Annotated in this window: 13 protein-coding genes; 2 read left to right on the top strand and 11 right to left on the bottom strand. The window is 47.7% G+C overall.

What is annotated here, in order from left to right:
• Positions 1-43: 43 nt before the first annotated feature.
• From AABK39_RS13465 to cdd, 5 genes are all read right to left on the bottom strand, one after another.
• Positions 44-3475 (bottom strand): PAS domain S-box protein, encoded by a 3432-nt coding sequence (locus AABK39_RS13465; RefSeq protein ID WP_338391857.1) that lies wholly within the window; start codon positions 3473-3475, stop codon positions 44-46.
• A 66-nt stretch (positions 3476-3541) separates the two neighbouring features.
• The gene (locus tag AABK39_RS13470) at positions 3542-4330 is read right to left on the bottom strand and encodes a GAF domain-containing protein (protein WP_338391858.1); all 789 of its coding nucleotides are present in this window, start codon (positions 4328-4330) and stop codon (positions 3542-3544) included.
• A gap of 10 nt (positions 4331-4340) precedes the next feature.
• Positions 4341-4934, bottom strand: a complete 594-nt coding sequence (locus AABK39_RS13475) for a chemotaxis protein CheB (protein ID WP_338391859.1) — start codon at positions 4932-4934, stop codon at positions 4341-4343.
• 23 nt (positions 4935-4957) lie between these two features.
• Complete coding sequence (locus AABK39_RS13480; protein ID WP_338391860.1) at positions 4958-5791, bottom strand: CheR family methyltransferase; 834 nt, start codon at positions 5789-5791, stop codon at positions 4958-4960.
• 154 nt (positions 5792-5945) lie between these two features.
• Positions 5946-6431, bottom strand: a complete 486-nt coding sequence (gene cdd / locus AABK39_RS13485; protein WP_338391861.1) for a cytidine deaminase — start codon at positions 6429-6431, stop codon at positions 5946-5948.
• 165 nt (positions 6432-6596) lie between these two features.
• Between cdd and AABK39_RS13490 the strand changes: the two genes are divergently transcribed.
• Positions 6597-7937, top strand: a complete 1341-nt coding sequence (locus AABK39_RS13490; protein ID WP_338391862.1) for a saccharopine dehydrogenase C-terminal domain-containing protein — start codon at positions 6597-6599, stop codon at positions 7935-7937.
• 97 nt (positions 7938-8034) lie between these two features.
• Here the strand turns inward: AABK39_RS13490 and AABK39_RS13495 are convergent, their stop codons facing one another.
• Both AABK39_RS13495 and AABK39_RS13500 read right to left on the bottom strand, forming a co-directional pair.
• Positions 8035-8712, bottom strand: coding sequence for a YggS family pyridoxal phosphate-dependent enzyme (locus AABK39_RS13495; protein WP_338391863.1), 678 nt, complete (start codon positions 8710-8712; stop codon positions 8035-8037).
• A complete protein-coding gene (locus AABK39_RS13500; protein ID WP_338391864.1) occupies positions 8709-8924 on the bottom strand; it encodes a hypothetical protein in 216 nt (71 codons plus the stop codon). The genes AABK39_RS13495 and AABK39_RS13500 overlap by 4 nt, the downstream gene beginning before the upstream one ends.
• Before the next feature lie 201 nt (positions 8925-9125).
• Here AABK39_RS13500 and AABK39_RS13505 point away from each other — a divergent pair, with 201 nt between their 5' ends.
• Entirely contained in the window at positions 9126-9791 is a 666-nt protein-coding gene (locus AABK39_RS13505; RefSeq protein WP_338391865.1) for a LysE family translocator, read from the top strand.
• Between the two features lie 57 nt (positions 9792-9848).
• Here AABK39_RS13505 and AABK39_RS13510 read toward each other — a convergent pair whose 3' ends face one another.
• The 4 genes from AABK39_RS13510 to AABK39_RS13525 all read right to left on the bottom strand — a co-directional run bounded on the left by AABK39_RS13510 (position 9849) and on the right by AABK39_RS13525 (position 15671).
• On the bottom strand, positions 9849-10577 hold the full coding sequence (locus tag AABK39_RS13510) for a LytR/AlgR family response regulator transcription factor (RefSeq protein WP_338391866.1): 729 nt from the start codon (positions 10575-10577) through the stop codon (positions 9849-9851).
• A gap of 88 nt (positions 10578-10665) precedes the next feature.
• Positions 10666-12258, bottom strand: a complete 1593-nt coding sequence (locus AABK39_RS13515) for a histidine kinase (protein ID WP_338391867.1) — start codon at positions 12256-12258, stop codon at positions 10666-10668.
• Between the two features lie 267 nt (positions 12259-12525).
• Entirely contained in the window at positions 12526-14184 is a 1659-nt protein-coding gene (locus tag AABK39_RS13520; RefSeq protein WP_338391868.1) for an alkaline phosphatase family protein, read from the bottom strand.
• A gap of 122 nt (positions 14185-14306) precedes the next feature.
• Positions 14307-15671, bottom strand: coding sequence for an aspartate aminotransferase family protein (locus AABK39_RS13525; protein WP_338391869.1), 1365 nt, complete (start codon positions 15669-15671; stop codon positions 14307-14309).
• Positions 15672-16040 lie beyond the last annotated feature (369 nt).

Below are 16040 nucleotides of genomic sequence, written 5' to 3' on the forward strand. Positions count from 1 at the left end.
CATTTATAAAAACGTAGCTGCATTTTTTCTCCTTTTAAACATATTAAAACCGTATACCGATCAACAGCATGTCATCTGTCTGCCTACCGTCGCCTTTCCACTCTTCCCATTCCTGGTCAAGCAGTCGAACTTGGGCGTCCATCGGCTCCGCGCTGTGGGCCAATATGCGCTCACGCAGACGTTTCGGCCCAAACTTCCTGTCAAGCGGTCCGCCGAACTGGTCCGGGAATCCGTCTGAACAGAAGTAAATGGCGTCGCCCTTGCTTGTTTCCACTTCATGGTTCGTGAAATGGGTCTGGTTTCGGTATTTTCCGCCACCTATCGGGAATTTGTCGCCTTTGATCTGCTCCAGTTCCCCGTTACGGATTACGTAAAGCGGTCTGTGCGCACCGGCAAACTGAACCTTTCCGGTCGCTTTGTTTATCCGGCAAAGGGCGATGTCCATTCCGTCTTTGGTGATGGCTCCTTCTTCGTCCTGTCTCAGCGTTTTCGTTACGGCGTCGTCAAGCAAATCGAGAATACGTCCCGGTTCCTTGATCTTTTTACCCGTCACGATATCGTTAAGAAGGAAATAACCGATCAACGAAATCAACGCCCCCGGCACGCCGTGTCCCGTACAATCCACCGCGGCGATAAAGATCTCGCCGTCGGCTTCCACAAACCACGGGAAGTCTCCACTGACCACATCTTTCGCCTTGTAAAGGACAAACGATTCCGGCAAAGCGTTGCGAAGGTGTTGCTGATTCGGCAATATCGAGTCCTGAATACGACTCGCGTAGTTTATACTTTCGGTAATCTTTTTATTCTTACTCTTAATCTCGGATTCGATCTTCTTCTGCTCCGTAATATCATGCGACACAAGAAGAACCGATTCGATATTTTCCGTTTCGTCAAATTCAGGGATGGCGTTCACCCGTGTCATCCGGTCGCCCAACAGAGACGGGAAGGCCAATTCCTCGTGAATTTTACCTCTCGACTCGTTCACATTCCCCAACAGAGCATTCCACGCGTTAACAATCGGCTCCGGAAGATTTACGTCATTAAGACCACGTTTCTGATAGTGGTTAGGGGTTTCTCCGGTATACGTTTCGATTGTCGGGTTGATGTAGAAGAAATTCCCTTCCGGATCGAGACGCGCGATAAGATCAGGCGAGTTTTCGGAAAGCGACTGCATCTTGGAACGCATTCTTTCTTCACGCTCGGCCCTTTGTCTTTCTGTTATATCCCTTGAGTTGATGATGATGCCTCTTACGGCAGGGTCAGAGAGTCTGTTGACACCCGTAGCTTCCATCATCACCGTATCACCGTCTTTGCGCTCGTAAGCGTACTGCCCGCTAGACGGCAGGTTTGGTCTTTCTATCAGTTCGGTAAACATTCGCGCAAAAGCATCCTTGCCCTCACCGATTGCGTGTTTAACGTGGTGTGTACCCACCAACTCATCAGCACCATAGCCTACGATTCGTTCCACGGACGGACTGACATAACGTATTGTGCCGTCCTGTTCGTAGATCGTCACAATTTCCGAAGCGTTTTCCCAGAGAAGTTGCATTCGGGTCTGGCCCATATTCACCTGCTCGATTTGATCTTCCAGACGTCTGTTCGTCATCTGAAGCTCTTCTTGGGTCGCCTGCATTTCCTCGGCGTTTTGGCGAAGGATCTCTTGCTTTTCCCTGAGTTCGTCACTCATTTTCCGGGATTCGTTCAGCAAACTTACCGTACGAGCGTTAACTTTTATGTTAAAGATTGTCCGGGCGATGATCAAGCTGATTTCCTGAACGAACTTAATACTACGCTCGTCAAAACGTTCGAAGCCGGCCAGCTCCAACACTCCGTAAACTTTTTCTTCGGTAATAAGAGGCACTACCAAAATACAGCTTGGCTTGGCGTCACCCAACAAACCGGAAGTCACATGCATATAGTCTTCCGGAACCTCGGTTCTCAAAACCATATCCTGCTCCGCCGCAGCCTGACCAACCAAGCCCTCAGCGAATTTAAATTCGGCCTTGAGGTATTTTTTCTTGCTATAGGCATAGCTCGCTTTCATGTCGATTACGGGCCTGTCCCCGTCCTCTTCCACCACATAGAAAGCGCCCTGAATAGCGTTTATCTTTTTGGTGATAAATTCAAGAATCTCGTCACCAAGAACCTCCAAGGAATCGTGCTGGCGCAAAATATTACCGACTTCGGCCACACCCAACACAATCCAGTTGCGTTCCTTATCCCGGGCCTCACTGGCCTGAATGCTGTCCCTCATATTGATCAATGAGGTCCCCAAAGTATCGTGTTTACTCTGAGGATTATAATCAGCGTCGTACTTTCCTTCCCCAATCCGGTAGGCAAACTCGGCCGTACGTTTCAGGGATTTCACAACATCGCCGACAGTCTTGGCCATCTCACCGATTTCGTCATCGGTTTTCTTAGGCACTTTATTCGGAAGAATACCTTTGGCTAGCAGTCCCAAAACATCTTTGAGGGAAAGTAGCGGATTAATAAGAAGTCTTGAGAACAGGATTGCCATACAGATAGCCAATACAGCGATAAAAAATCCACCAATGGCAAATTCCCAAATCAATCCCTCGATAGGCTTCTCAGCCTCTTCTTTATCAATCTTTGTAACGATTCCCCACTTAACGCTAGGCACATGCGCCCAAACACCCCAGACCGTCTTTCCACGATAATCCTGATATTCACCTGTGCCGTCACCGCCTTTTACAGAGCGCTGAAGGCCACGATTTCTTCCGTCATTGAAGTAAACATTGCCGACTTCGGATGCCTTGGCGTGGCGCAAAGGAGAAAGTATTTCGGCCTTGTCGACGGACTCCATAGCGATCATCGTCTCGCCGGTTTCGCCCAAGCCTTCTTTATTACTTATGTAATCGAAAACCGAAGTAACGTCAAGCGTAAACACTACATGATAATCGGAATGAAAATCATCCAACCCGACACGGCCCACGGTATTTACCAAGAATTTTTTTCCGCTCTTTATAGGTTTGGTGAAAACCAACTGCCCTTTCGAAACAGCCACCAAGTCCCTATGCGCCCCCTTGGCAATAGTTGTTTTTTTGCTATTGCTTGCCTCGTTAAAGTGTTCGAAAACTACATTGCCGTCCTTATCCAGAAGCCTGGTTGCGGAAATAGTCTCAAGACCGAGCAAATGATTGCAGATCTCCTCGAGGGCCAATTTAGCGTATGCGATTTCAGTTGGGTCACCATCGGCCAACTCCATCTCATCCAATGCCTCAGCTAACTCGTCGTCTTTGAGAAATCTTCTGAGATCTGTCCTTTTTCTTTTGAAAAAATCCTCTAACCACCTACTTTTCAACGCATTGACACTCTGAAGCATCTCCACGTTCTGTTTTTTGGCGTTCTGTCGGACAAACTTTACGGTAATGACTCCCACTATAACAACAGCGACAATAACCACTGATGTTACAGCCAGGGCAATCTTACCTCCTATTCGTATTTTTCCGAACATGTGCTATCTTTTTAAATCTCGGTATCGAAAAAATCGGTTCAAAAATCATTTTTCAGCGTACAGGCTTCATACGGCCTCAGTTTCGGCCGAATCGAGCAAAAGCTCCGAAGCAGCGTCAACCATCGCCCGGTCGTTGTTATCCAGTTTCCTGAACGAAGCCACTTCAAGCACGCCGCTTACTTTCCCGTCCACACGGATCGGGGTAACATAAAGATGTTGAGGCGAAGCTTCGCCCAAACCGGAACGGACAAGCATATGGCCTTCCGGAACATTCTCAACATTAAGGGGATTACCCTCTTTGGCCACCTGCCCAACCACCCCTTCTCCAAACTCGAATCTCAGACGTTCGCTCTCGGGCATTGAAAAAGCGTAAGCCGCATGCGATACAGCGTAACGTTTACCTTCGAACTCTTCCGTCTGATATACGACACCCTGAACGGCGTCGAGCGTTTTGCAAAGTCTTGACAACATGTCCTCAGCGTCTCCGCCTCCAGAGCGTACGCTTTCGCGAAACTCGTCTATATCGGTGGTCTTTTTCTTCTTGGACTTCTTTTCGGATTTCTCTACGTCCTTCTTATTGGAAATTCGGTCTACATAAACGATTTCCTTCTTGGCCTCGCCTGTTTTGGCCAGCAAAAGGAACAACAAAACCGTAGCACCGACAAGCAAGGTTCCCGCAGTCACAAAAAAACCGTCTCTCAAGACGCTCTCCAGCATTTCGGTTTCGGCCACTCCCATAGGGATTTCGGCCAAAATCCGTTGTGGCAAGTCACTCAAAAACCACAGGACTCCACACATCCCGACAACGTATAGAAAAAACAAGCCTACGGCCAGTTTCGAAAAAAGTTTCTTCATGGATTTGGACTTATTGGTAGAGTTTGTACAAGTCGTTCATAAACTTAATAATTTCTTCGGTCTTTAGCACATGATCTATTGTTGTTTCTTTCATTGCCGAAGAAGGCATTGTATCAATCACACATTCCGACGGATCCTGAACCACCGTGAGCCCACCACGATCTTTCACGTATTTCATCCCTTTGGCCCCGTCTTTATTAGCGCCCGAAAGCAGAATAGCAATCAGCTTGTGACGATACACATAAGAGGCCGATTCGATGGTGATATCGATAGACGGACGGGAATTATTAACCATCTGTTCGGTAGACAACGAAAAGGTATTGCCCAACTCGATACCCAAATGGTAATTGGCCGGCGCCAAATAAACTTTTCCCTTACGGACGTTTTCCTTGTCGCAAGGTTCGGTTATCTCCTTGACACTTTTGATAGACAATGCTTCCACAAAGCCGTGCCTTACGTGCTTGAGCCTGTGTAGACACATTATAATGGGGATCGGGAAATCTGCGGGAACCTGCGATAGAATTTTGGTCACCACCTGAAAACTTCCAGCCGACCCGCCAATGACGATTGCCTTGTAATTATTGTTAAGACTGAATCGAGACATATTCGAGTTTTTTGGCCGGGCACTTATTCCCTTATCTTTTTGTAGATTTTCTCCTCATTGTTCACCACGATAAACTTGTTCGCGATCTCGCTCCAAATCAAAGATTCCTTTGATCCTACCACAAGGTAGCCGTATTTGAAAAGGCTGGAATGGAGTTTTTTCAAGACTTCGTTTTGGAGTGTTTGGTTAAAATAGATCATGACGTTACGGCAAAGCACCAAATCGAACTTGTTGAAGATCTCACTCTTCACCAAGTCGTGTTCGCGGAACGTCACTGAACGCAACAGGCTCTTATCCATCCATGCCCTGTCGTTGCGAACCGTATAGTATTCCTTAAGCTCTTTTTTTCCCTGAAAACGGATATAGTTTTTCTCGTTCAGTTCCATATTCCGGAGCGAATAGCTCCCGCCCCTGGCTTGTTCGAGTATCCCTTTGTCGATGTCTGTAGCGTAGATACGGACCCTGTCAAGCAAACCCGCCTCATGCAGCATGATGGCCATTGAATACACTTCCTCACCCGAAGAGCACCCAGCGTGCCAGATATTGATCCTCTCGTGGTTCAAGAGTATATTCGGTAAAGTGTGGTCACGTAACTCGCGCCAAAAAGACGGGTCCCTGAACATCTCCGTCACATTCACCGTCAACTCCGACAAAAACGTTTCGAAAAAATCTGCGTCCCCTTCCATCCGCTGAATCAGCCAAGCCACGGACGGAAACTTATAAAGCTCCAATATACGCTGTACCCTGCGCCTAAAAGACGACATAGCATAATTCCTAAAGTCGTAACCGTACCTGCCGGCAATGAATTCGGTCAGTTTTCGGAGTTCCGCAATTTCAATTTCCCGCATTTCACGCATATAATCCCGAAGTTTATCTAAGAAATGAAATGTCCCATATCAATGGGACAAACAATCCTATGAAGACTCGATATTAATTAAAAATGAGGAAAAATTAACCGGATCACCTTAAAATGTTCTCATTATGCTTTGGTAAAACAGCATAACCCGCATTTCAGAGGCTCTTCTTCGAGAATCCCAAGGGTAAAAGATCGGCTACGGATGACGAAACCAACATTTCTTCATCTTCGCGTTCCATAATTATACGGATCGGTTTTTCCTGCCTAAACTCATATTCCGCCATTACCTGACGGCAACTCCCGCATGGCGTAACGGGCACAAAACTATCAGGAGCCGAACGGCGGGCAGCCACAGCGATGGTCTCAACCTCCACATCTCCCAATCTGGCCGAAATTCCGAAAAGCGCAACACGCTCCGCACAAAGTCCGGAAGGATAAGCAGCGTTTTCCTGATTGGAACCGATCTCCACTCTTCCGTCGGAAAGGCGGACCGCCGCGCCGACAAAAAATTCTGAATAAGGCGCATACGCGTTATCGCAAGCGTTTCGGGCCATTTGCATCAGCTCCTTATCCTTCTCCTCCATTTCACCTAAGCTTCCGTAAATTTCCCAAGTGATTTCGGTTTTCGCTACTCTTTTCATATCCCCTCTCTTTTTTGTGACAGTTCATATTTTGGAACAGTCCGACAACGTCCCTGTTAATCCTCCGCTGTCATTTTTTTCCAAAATTGTGCATAAAGATAATATTTTTTAGATATTCAAAGCAACAGTATAACTGTGCCTACCCAAACACAAACAACAACCAAAATGAAAAACATCCTTGTAATCGGGGCCGGAAGGTCTGCCACATCGCTCATACGCTACCTTACGGCCAACGCTAATGCCGAAAACTGGTCCGTAACCGTAGCCGATTATGACCGTGAATTGGCATTGGCCAAAACTAAAGGCGCCGAACACACTAAGGCCATACAGCTTGACATCAAAGATGAGGAAAATCTGGGAAAAGCAATCTCAGAAGCGGACGTCGTCGTGTCGATGGTCCCCGCAACGTTTCACCCGCTGGTGGCCAAGGTTTGCCTGAAATTGAAAAAACACCTTGTTTCCGCTTCTTATGTCAGCCCGGAAATAGAAGCGATGGACGCCGACGCTAAACAGGCGGGAATCATAATGCTCAAAGAGTGCGGACTTGATCCGGGCATCGACCATATGTCGGCGATGCTGGTGTTGGACCGGCTTCGGATTGAAGGTTCCGAACTAACTGGTTTCGAGACATTCACAGGCGGGCTATTGGCTCCTTCAAACGACGATAATCCTTGGGAATACAAATTCACTTGGAATCCCGGAAACGTGGTTAAAGCCGGAAACGGAACGGTGAAATTCATACAGGAAAACCGCTACAAATTTATTCCTTACCACCGGCTTTTCCGCCGGACAGAGATGATCCATATTCCGGATCACGGCTATTTCGAAGGCTACGCCAACCGTGATTCGCTCAAATATCTGGACATTTACGGACTGCAAGGTATCCGGACACTTTATCGCGGTACGCTCAGGCGTCCCAGTTTTTGCCGGGCTTGGGATATTTTCGTTCAACTGGGCGCCACCGACGATTCCTACGAAATGGAAAACGTGGCGGAAATGACGCACCGCCAGTTTATCAATTCTTTCCTGTCTTATAATCCAAATGATTCCGTAGAACTGAAACTCGCCCACTACACGGGACTCGATCTTGATTCGGAAGAAATGTTCAAGCTAAAATGGCTCGGAATGTTTGAAGAAGAGCTGGTGGGAATTGAAAAAGGAACGCCAGCGCAAATCCTGGAACATATTCTCAAGAAAAAATGGACGCTAAACGAGGACGAGCGCGACATGATCGTGATGTGGCATAAGTTCGACTTTGTCAAAAACGGAGAGAACCACCGGATAGAATCGCACATGGTTTTGGAAGGAGAAGACTCGGAAAACACGGCCATGTCGCTCACTGTCGGATTACCGATGGGAATCGCCGTCAAAAAAATCCTTTCGGGAGACATCAAGCTGACCGGAGTCCAGCGCCCGGTTGTTCCGGAAATTTACGAACCGATATTATCGGAACTGGAAAGTCACGGAATCGTATTCAAGGAATCGGAAACGGTGTGCGAAAAATAAAACGCCCGGCTTTCACCAAAAAAGAGGTTGTCCCAAGCTTGAGACAACCTCTTTTTCAGTAAATGACCTTCTGGTTTATAAAAGCGAAGGTTTACGTTTAGATATTATAATTTCTGGCTCCAAAAATTGACGATCCTACACGGATCATTGTCGAACCTTCCTCCACGGCAATTCCCCAGTCTCCGCTCATTCCCATCGAAAGTTCGTCCATTTCGAACTTGCCGGGTTGCTCTTTGCTTTTCATTTCATCAAAAAACTTACGCAAAGCGGAAAATTCTGTTCTCACTTTTTCTTCATCGCCCGTGTTTGTGGCCATTCCCATCAAGCCAACAACTTTCACATTGGCGAAAGCCGCAAACTCCTCGGAAGCGATCAGTTCCTTGAGTTCATCCGGAGTGAGGCCGAACTTAGTTTCCTCTTCGGCAATATGAACCTGAAGCAAAACATTGATCACACGCTCATTATTGGCTGCCCGCTTATTAACCTCCTTGAGCAAAGCAAGACTGTCAACCGAGTGGATAAGGTGAACGAAGGGCGCGATGTATTTCACTTTGTTGCGCTGAAGGTGACCAATCATATGCCAACGGATATCCTGGGGCAGTTCCTCGTGCTTACCTACCAGTTCCTGTACCTTATTCTCCCCAAAGTCGCGGGCGCCCGCATCATAAGCTTCCCGAAGCATTTCCAGTGGTTTGGTTTTGCTTACCGCCACCAAAGTCACTCCTTTTCCTTCCAACCCGTCACGGAGTTGCTCGTAGTTTACTTTTATGCTCATATTTTCTTGAATTCCGTCAACCGAAGCGCAAAGTTAAGAAGCCCGCGCAAAAAACCAGCGTCAAGAGTGGTATTGAATTCCGCACGCCACACAAAGCAAAGGCCAAAGCCTTGAGTTTCCTTATATGCGAAACGGACATAGGCACTTACCTCAGGGCGTTTTCTCTTGCTTGTTCCATAATCGCGGAGTGTTCCCGCTACTGTTACGTTCATTTTTTGGCTCCGACCTTAGTTTGATTATGACCTTTGTCTTTGTTTTGTTCGCGCTAATCTATATATCTTTGGTCTTTGTTTCTTGCCGTAGAGCGGGATCTCCCGAACTTCGGCTTTGTTATTTTCCGCCTATGCGGAGATTTGCGAACGGAGACAGCGTTATACTTTATCCGTATAAAAGCTGTATAAAATTAACCCTAGATGCTGGATTGGATTTGGATATTTATAAAAGGCGTAGGTTTCGGAGTCGCTTTGGCGTTTTTGATCGGACCGGCATTTTTCACGCTGATTCAAACAAGTATCAAGAAAGGCTTCGCCGCCGGCGTGGGAATAGCGTTGGGCATTTCGTCGAGTGACGCCATTTACATTACGGTCAGCTACATCGGCGTATCGCGCTGGGCTGGCGACGACCACTTCAAGGCTTGGTTCGGTTTACTGGGCGGTGCGGTAATGCTTGGTTTCGGGATCATCTCGTTGATGAAGCGGGTTGAGGAAATGCTTCCGCGCAAAGAGAAAAACACGATCAACAAAATTAGCGACAAGAAAGGCCTGTTCGGGGATTTTATGAAAGGCTTTCTGCTTAACGGGCTGAATCCGTTCCTCTTTATGTTTTGGGTGGGAATTGTGGGCAGTGTGGCCAATCACAACAATTACACGCCAAACCAGACAGTTTTCTTTTTCTGTTGCATCATCGCGGCGCTGTTTTCGATGGACCTCACCAAGGTTCATCTAGCCAACAAACTTTCGCACATCGTCACGCCGAAGCTGATGCGTACCGTAAACCGTGTGGTCGGCATAGCGCTTATCGTTTACTCCTTCAGGCTGTTCTTCAGCGTTTACGAGTTCCGCAACTTTTTGATGTTCTAAAACAAAACGCCGGCTTCGTAACCAAAACCAGCGTCGTTTTTTCTTTTCACAAAACTGTTATCCCAAACGATCTTCCAGCACTTTCCGATACGCGCGGCCCACAGGCACTTCGTTTTCACGAATAAAAATCCTGTTGCCGTCTATTTCCCTGATTTTATGGAAAGGAACCAGAAACGATTTGTGAACCCGGAGAAAACCTTTCTCCCCTAGCCTATTCTCAAAAGCGGTCAACGTATCGGGTGTCATGGTCATTTGGCCTCCGTGCCACACTTTCACGTAGTTTCCGTAGCTTTCAAGGTAATCAATCTCCTCCACATCAAGCCGCACTATTTTCTTTCCGTCTTTCAGAAACAGGCAATTATCGGCGTCAGCGCTTTTCGGTTCCGCTTTAGGCTTTACAGGCTCAGCTGTCGTTGGATTTACTCTATCGTTCAGACGACGCCGGACTTTCATCAAAGCTTGAAGAAAACGCTCAAAGGAAAAAGGCTTCAGCAAATAATCGCAAACGTCGAGTTCAAAGCCCTCCAAAGCGTACTCCGGATAAGCGGAAGCGATAACCGTAAGAGGCGCACGGGGCAAAGATTTCAGTAAATCCGTCCCTTTTAACTTCGGCATCCGGATATCCAGAATAAGCATATCCACCTGCTCACGATCCAGAGCGTCGTAGGCTTGCATAGCGTCATAGCAGTGGCCGGATATTTCCAAAAAGTCAATGTCGGAAGCGTACTTCTTTACGATCTCGTGAGCCAAAGGCTCATCGTCGATTACCAGCGCTCTTATTTTCATATGGGAAAAATTACCAGTCAAAAATCCGAGACGGAAAAAGCGGACACCTTACCAGCTCCGCCAAATTCCTTTCCCTTAAAAATCGTTTTTAATCATTTGATTCGGAAACATCTTCCGTCATAATATCAACTTCAGGCTTCACCTTTTCTGGCATCACCCCCCTTTTTCTCGGCACTTTCATCACCAACTTCACTGAGAAAACTTCATCTGTTCTGTTTATTTTCAGGCTATGATCGCTATTAGGATAAAGCAAACCTAGGCGCTTACGCACATTTTCCAGTCCGATACCGGGCGTTTTCCCCTCTTCCGGCTCATAATTGTTTTCGCAGTTAAAGACAAAGAAACCTTTGTCCAACTTCAGCGAGATTCGGAGGTACGCTCCGTCCGCCACGGTTTCCACACCGTGTTTGAAAGCGTTCTCCACAAAAACAATAAACACCAAAGGAGCAACCAACACAGCCTCATCCTCCACATCCACGTCAAAGGAAATACTAGCCGGACGTTTCAGTCGGATTTCCTGAAGGGCTATATAATCCCGCAAGCATTTGATCTCTTTACCTACCGGCACCCAATCTTCCCGGCATTCGTAAATAGTGTAACGCAAAATATCAGAAAGCTTCAACACCACCTCCGGCGCCCGTTCCGAATGCGTAAGCGTAAGGGCGTAAAGGTTGTTGAGTGTATTGAAAAAGAAGTGCGGATTGATCTGGTTTTTGAGCGCGTCCAGCTCGGCGGTCAGGCGTTGCTGGGTCAGCGTGTCGATGGTTTGTTTTTGCTTGAACCATTCGTAAATCATGATTACCGGAACGGAAACAATCATCACTCCCGCATTAACTCCAATATAAGGCCCCGGCACCCTATCTTTCCATCTAAATATTTCCTTATTCATAAAAGTATGCGGCAAATATTCAAACACTTCGGCAAACACAATATGGAAACCGATCACACACAATGTAGCGGACGCCAAAAACAACAAGTATTTATGCTTAGCCAACATTTTAGGAATCAGGACCAGATAGTTGATCGCTATCAAAGTTGCCCAAGTCAAGAAAACGAGAAGGTTTACTCCGGTAGCCACTACCATTCTAGGAATGATATACTTAGTCATGCCACCGAAATAAAACTCGAAAAAGTTTCCCGCAAAGTTGTCGGGAAATGTTAGCGCCGACTTCCGGTTGATATCAATCAATGCCGAAAAAACCGAAAGTAAAAGGACCGCTCCAATCAAGATTGTCAATTCCCTACTATATGGCCATCTGTCGAACCATTTCGGTTTTCGAATCTTTTTCCCGAGATACGACAACAGCATCAACACCTTATCGGAAAAGTAAATCCCACAAGACAAACCGAAAAGTATTTCGATATCGTTTTTTAAGTCCTTCGCGAATTCTAACACGATAAATAGCGTCGGAACAAAATAAACACCGAACACAATGGCTTGCACTATTGAATATTTAAAGGGATGCGACATCCTGAATTTGTATAACCGGTCGCTAAGAAAAGCGAAAAAGAGCGGCGCGATATACAACATATATACAAGCACATGAACCTCTACAAGAGCATGCCTAGTGTGCCTTTCCCTACTAAACAATTCAAAACTGAACACGAATAGAAACACCGTAACTATTCCTAACAGCACTATAAAGTGCTCAAGCCTTTTTCCTGTCGTTCCTTCTTTCATGGTTTTTTAAAATTAGGGAAAAATAATCCGGACCTCCGCCCGCCATGACACAAAAGAAGCTCAGTCAACCGCCATTTCCATTTTTTAATGATGACCGACAGCCCGCAAATGACCAACGACAAAAGTGTTGACCAAAACCAAAAAACTTACCGAATCAAAAATATATCTACAGACTCGTCTCATTACGGAAAAAGCCCCATAATCGGGGCTTTTTTGAATTTTGAAACAACACAGAATAGAAAAATTCACAAAGTAATTCGTTCGAACTTACTCCGCTTCCAGAAACAGCAAGTCAGCGGGCACAACCTGCTCCGGCAAGTTTGGTCCTTTTACCATCACGTCCAGCCAACGGTTACCCACCGTATCGAAATACGCCAATCGCAAACGATGGCGCCCCGAATCCAGCTTTATATCGCCACGCTCTTCTCTTATCCCGTTTCCGTCTTTATTGCCGGTTACCAATTTACCGTCTATCCAAAGCTTGGCTCCTTGGTCCGATCGGGTAGCGAATTTGTATTTGCCCTTTTGTTTCGCCAGAAAATAGCCGTCAAAAGTCAACGCCATCTGCTTCTCGCCTTTCTGCGTCCGGCGGTCTATATTACCCACCCTTAGCTCAAGGCTTTGGCCTTTGGCTACCGGTTTCTCTTTCGCCAAATCAGGAAAAGTATCGGTCCAGGCGTTTGACTCATAATAGGCGTATCTCAGCCCGTGGCCTTCCCTATTTTTCACAACCCTAATAGATGATGTAGCCACATTACTTTGTTGGCTAAAACCGGCGAAAGCTTTGGCTTTCACTACCGCCGTACTGTCCAACACAAAAGGCCCTGTATACAACTTCGACGACTGCGTAGGCAAGCTTCCGTCCAAGGTATAGTAAACTTTGGCGCCCTTCTGCGCTTTGAAACGTACCGTAACCGAATCGTTTTCGGACAAAAAACCATACCCGGAAAAGGCGGCGCTGTCCGCCGGAAGAATTTCGGGAGCTGGGATACGATCCATAAAGCCGGCGGTCTTTACCGACGGGCCATCCACATACGCAATGGCAGTAGGTTTGCCCAACCAAGATTCCGGACGCTCCACACCCAAAGCGAACAGCACGTTAGCCGCCGCATCAAACTGATAAACTGGAGCCGCTATTCGGTAACCCTTTTTTACGCCCGGACCGGCCAATATCACTGGGATATTGATTTCTTTTTCCGTAAAACCTCCGTGCCCGTAACCTATACCGCCATGATCGGAAGTGATAATCACCGTCGTACTTTGCGCCATTTTAGCTTCCGCCAAAGCTTTCAGAATGCGGGCCACAAAGCGGTCGGCCTCTTCCACAGCCTGATAATAAGCCTCCGTCTCATGCCCTTTCGAATGGCCAGCGTGATCCACATGGTCGAGCTGGATAAACGTAAAGTCCGGACGCTCAGCCTTAATAAAGCGGATAGCTTCGGCCACGGTCTTCTCCACTCCCTTTGGACTTATCTTCAAATCCGGAATGGAATCCTCTATCAGCCTCCCGAAGCCTCCCCAATCGTAGATAGCGCCGATCTTGGCATTCGGCAAAGCCCGACGGATTTCATAGAAAACGGAAGGAAACATCCCCTCTTCCCCGGCGCTAACCGGCGCAATACGCATTTCGGCCCGCTCCCAATCATTGTCCATTACGCCATGTTGTGCCACATCCACGCCCGTCACCATCGAGGCCCAATTGGGCGAACTTACCGTAGGCAATACCGCCCGGGCACGTAAAGTATACGCCCCAGCGTTCATCAAACTATCGAGCACGGGCGTCTCGGCGTTACGCACGCCGGCAACACTCAGCCCGTCGATGCCGATCAGCACCACATGATCCGCCCGGCGAGTGGACGCCTGCCGGGTACAGGACGCCAGCATGGCCAAGCATAGGCCCAACACTGGCAGAATGATTTTTTTCATGGTTTGGAGTTGGTATTTGGTATGAGGTATTAAGTCTTAGGTATCTGGATTGAGATCGTCAACAGTCTATTTACCCTTTACTCCGCTCTTTACTAAAATAATCTGAGCAGTCTATTTACTCTTTACTCTGGACTCTTTACTAACAAAAAAGCATCTTCCAGCAGGTCAAGGGCCAAGGCCAATTCGTCTCTGGTTATTGTAAGGGCCGGGCTTAGTTGCAATACGTTTCCTTGGGACACTTTAAAGCTTAGGCCGTTCTCCAAGCATCGGTACATTATCCGTTCGGCTTCACCTGTCGCTTTCTCCTTTGTGATTTTATTCTTTACCAACTCTATCCCCCAAAGCAATCCGGCACCACGCACATCACCGATCATACCGTACTTTTCTTTCATGCTCAACAGTCGCCCGAGCACATAGGCCTCGTCTTCCCGGACTTTGTCCAGCAACGATTCCTTTTCCATAAAATCAAACACAGCCAAAGCTGCCGTCGCTCCCAGCGGGCTTTTTTCATGGGTATAATGACCTAGGGACACATCAGCGACCACGTTATATTCGTCACGGGCCACCATCGCGGCCATTGGCCAGAGTCCTCCGCCGAGGCCTTTGCCCAAACAGAGAATATCCGGTTCGATGCCGTACTTTTCAAAAGCGAACATATGGCCTGTCCGGCCCAAGGCTATGGGTATTTCGTCAAGAATCAGCAACACACCGTGACGGTCGCAGATGTCTCGCACACGACGCCAGTAGGCTTCCGACGGAATTTGCACGTCGGTATTGCGGACGGTTTCCGCTATAAAAGCCCCGACTTCTCCTTCTTTTTCCAGTACATATTCCAAATAATCGGCGCTGGCTTCGTCGCCTTTGGGATGGTTGGCGAACGGACCTCTGTACGTTACGGGAGGAGGAACGCGCTCGACTCCGGGCATCATCGGGCCCATGCCTTTGCGGAAAACCGCCTCGCCCCCTACCGAAATGGCGTCGAGGGAAGCGCCGTGGAAGGAATCCCAACACGAAACCACCTTATGCTTGCCCGTTACGGCCCGAGCCAGCTTTACGGCCATTCCCACGGCCGATGTTCCGCCCGGGGCAAACAGCGAACGGTTGAGACTCCCGGGCAACAGCGACGCCAGCTTCTTAGCCAGCTCCACCGCCGGGCGGTTGGTATAGCGCCGACTGCTGAAAGGCAAGGTTCTCATCTGCTCCAATACCTTTGAGATAACATAAGAGTTTCCGAAACCGAGTTGGTGGACGTTGTTCCCGTGAAAATCCAGAACCCTTTTCCCCTCCAAAGTTTCGAGCCACGGACCTTCGCATGCCCAAAGAGCATCCAAACAGGGCGTGGACATGGATTGGTGAAGAAAATAACGGGCATCTTCTGCCAAAAGATCCCGCGTAGCCGGGTCACGGTGTCCGGCGTCCCATTTTCGGCGGGCTTCGGTGGTATTTACGTCGCCCTCACATCTGAAAAAGTCTGTCTGCTGTTCCAAAGCCAATTAATTAGGAAGTGAAAGTTCTACACAGCTAAAGGTAGCCTGACTTGACCAATATTCACTATCAAGACCTTTATTGTAGTATTAATAAACCCTTTCGCAAAAATTAAGAAGCGGGATTATTTATAATGAAATGGAAACAAGCACGTTAAGACATCGGCAAGCGTGGCCGGACCAGCCGACGGGGGGCAAATTCACGGTCCGGCCGGCACGCTTCCCACAAAGCGAGAACATAAGTAGGAAAGAGTTTCATATAACGCCCGCACTTCCATATCTTTGCGGGCTTCGTAGCCTAACGGCCCGACGATTACGAAATCGTCAACGAAAACGAAAAAATTTATCGACTATACAATCAGACTGAACATT

This window comes from Fulvitalea axinellae (genome assembly GCF_036492835.1).
Classification (GTDB): domain Bacteria; phylum Bacteroidota; class Bacteroidia; order Cytophagales; family Cyclobacteriaceae; genus Fulvitalea; species Fulvitalea axinellae.

What these genes read in the sequence shown, in the direction of transcription:
- AABK39_RS13505 (WP_338391865.1), top strand. Translation starts at nt 9,126, where the DNA reads ATGCTGGATTGGATTTGGATATTTATAAAAGGCGTAGGTTTCGGAGTC.
- AABK39_RS13495 (WP_338391863.1), bottom strand. Translation starts at nt 8,712, where the DNA reads ATGAGCATAAAAGTAAACTACGAGCAACTCCGTGACGGGTTGGAAGGA.
- AABK39_RS13500 (WP_338391864.1), bottom strand. Translation starts at nt 8,924, where the DNA reads ATGAACGTAACAGTAGCGGGAACACTCCGCGATTATGGAACAAGCAAG.
- cdd (WP_338391861.1), bottom strand. Translation starts at nt 6,431, where the DNA reads ATGAAAAGAGTAGCGAAAACCGAAATCACTTGGGAAATTTACGGAAGC.
- AABK39_RS13475 (WP_338391859.1), bottom strand. Translation starts at nt 4,934, where the DNA reads ATGTCTCGATTCAGTCTTAACAATAATTACAAGGCAATCGTCATTGGC.
- AABK39_RS13490 (WP_338391862.1), top strand. Translation starts at nt 6,597, where the DNA reads ATGAAAAACATCCTTGTAATCGGGGCCGGAAGGTCTGCCACATCGCTC.
- AABK39_RS13480 (WP_338391860.1), bottom strand. Translation starts at nt 5,791, where the DNA reads ATGCGTGAAATGCGGGAAATTGAAATTGCGGAACTCCGAAAACTGACC.
- AABK39_RS13465 (WP_338391857.1), bottom strand. Translation starts at nt 3,475, where the DNA reads ATGTTCGGAAAAATACGAATAGGAGGTAAGATTGCCCTGGCTGTAACA.
- AABK39_RS13510 (WP_338391866.1), bottom strand. Translation starts at nt 10,577, where the DNA reads ATGAAAATAAGAGCGCTGGTAATCGACGATGAGCCTTTGGCTCACGAG.
- AABK39_RS13515 (WP_338391867.1), bottom strand. Translation starts at nt 12,258, where the DNA reads ATGAAAGAAGGAACGACAGGAAAAAGGCTTGAGCACTTTATAGTGCTG.
- AABK39_RS13520 (WP_338391868.1), bottom strand. Translation starts at nt 14,184, where the DNA reads ATGAAAAAAATCATTCTGCCAGTGTTGGGCCTATGCTTGGCCATGCTG.
- AABK39_RS13470 (WP_338391858.1), bottom strand. Translation starts at nt 4,330, where the DNA reads ATGAAGAAACTTTTTTCGAAACTGGCCGTAGGCTTGTTTTTTCTATAC.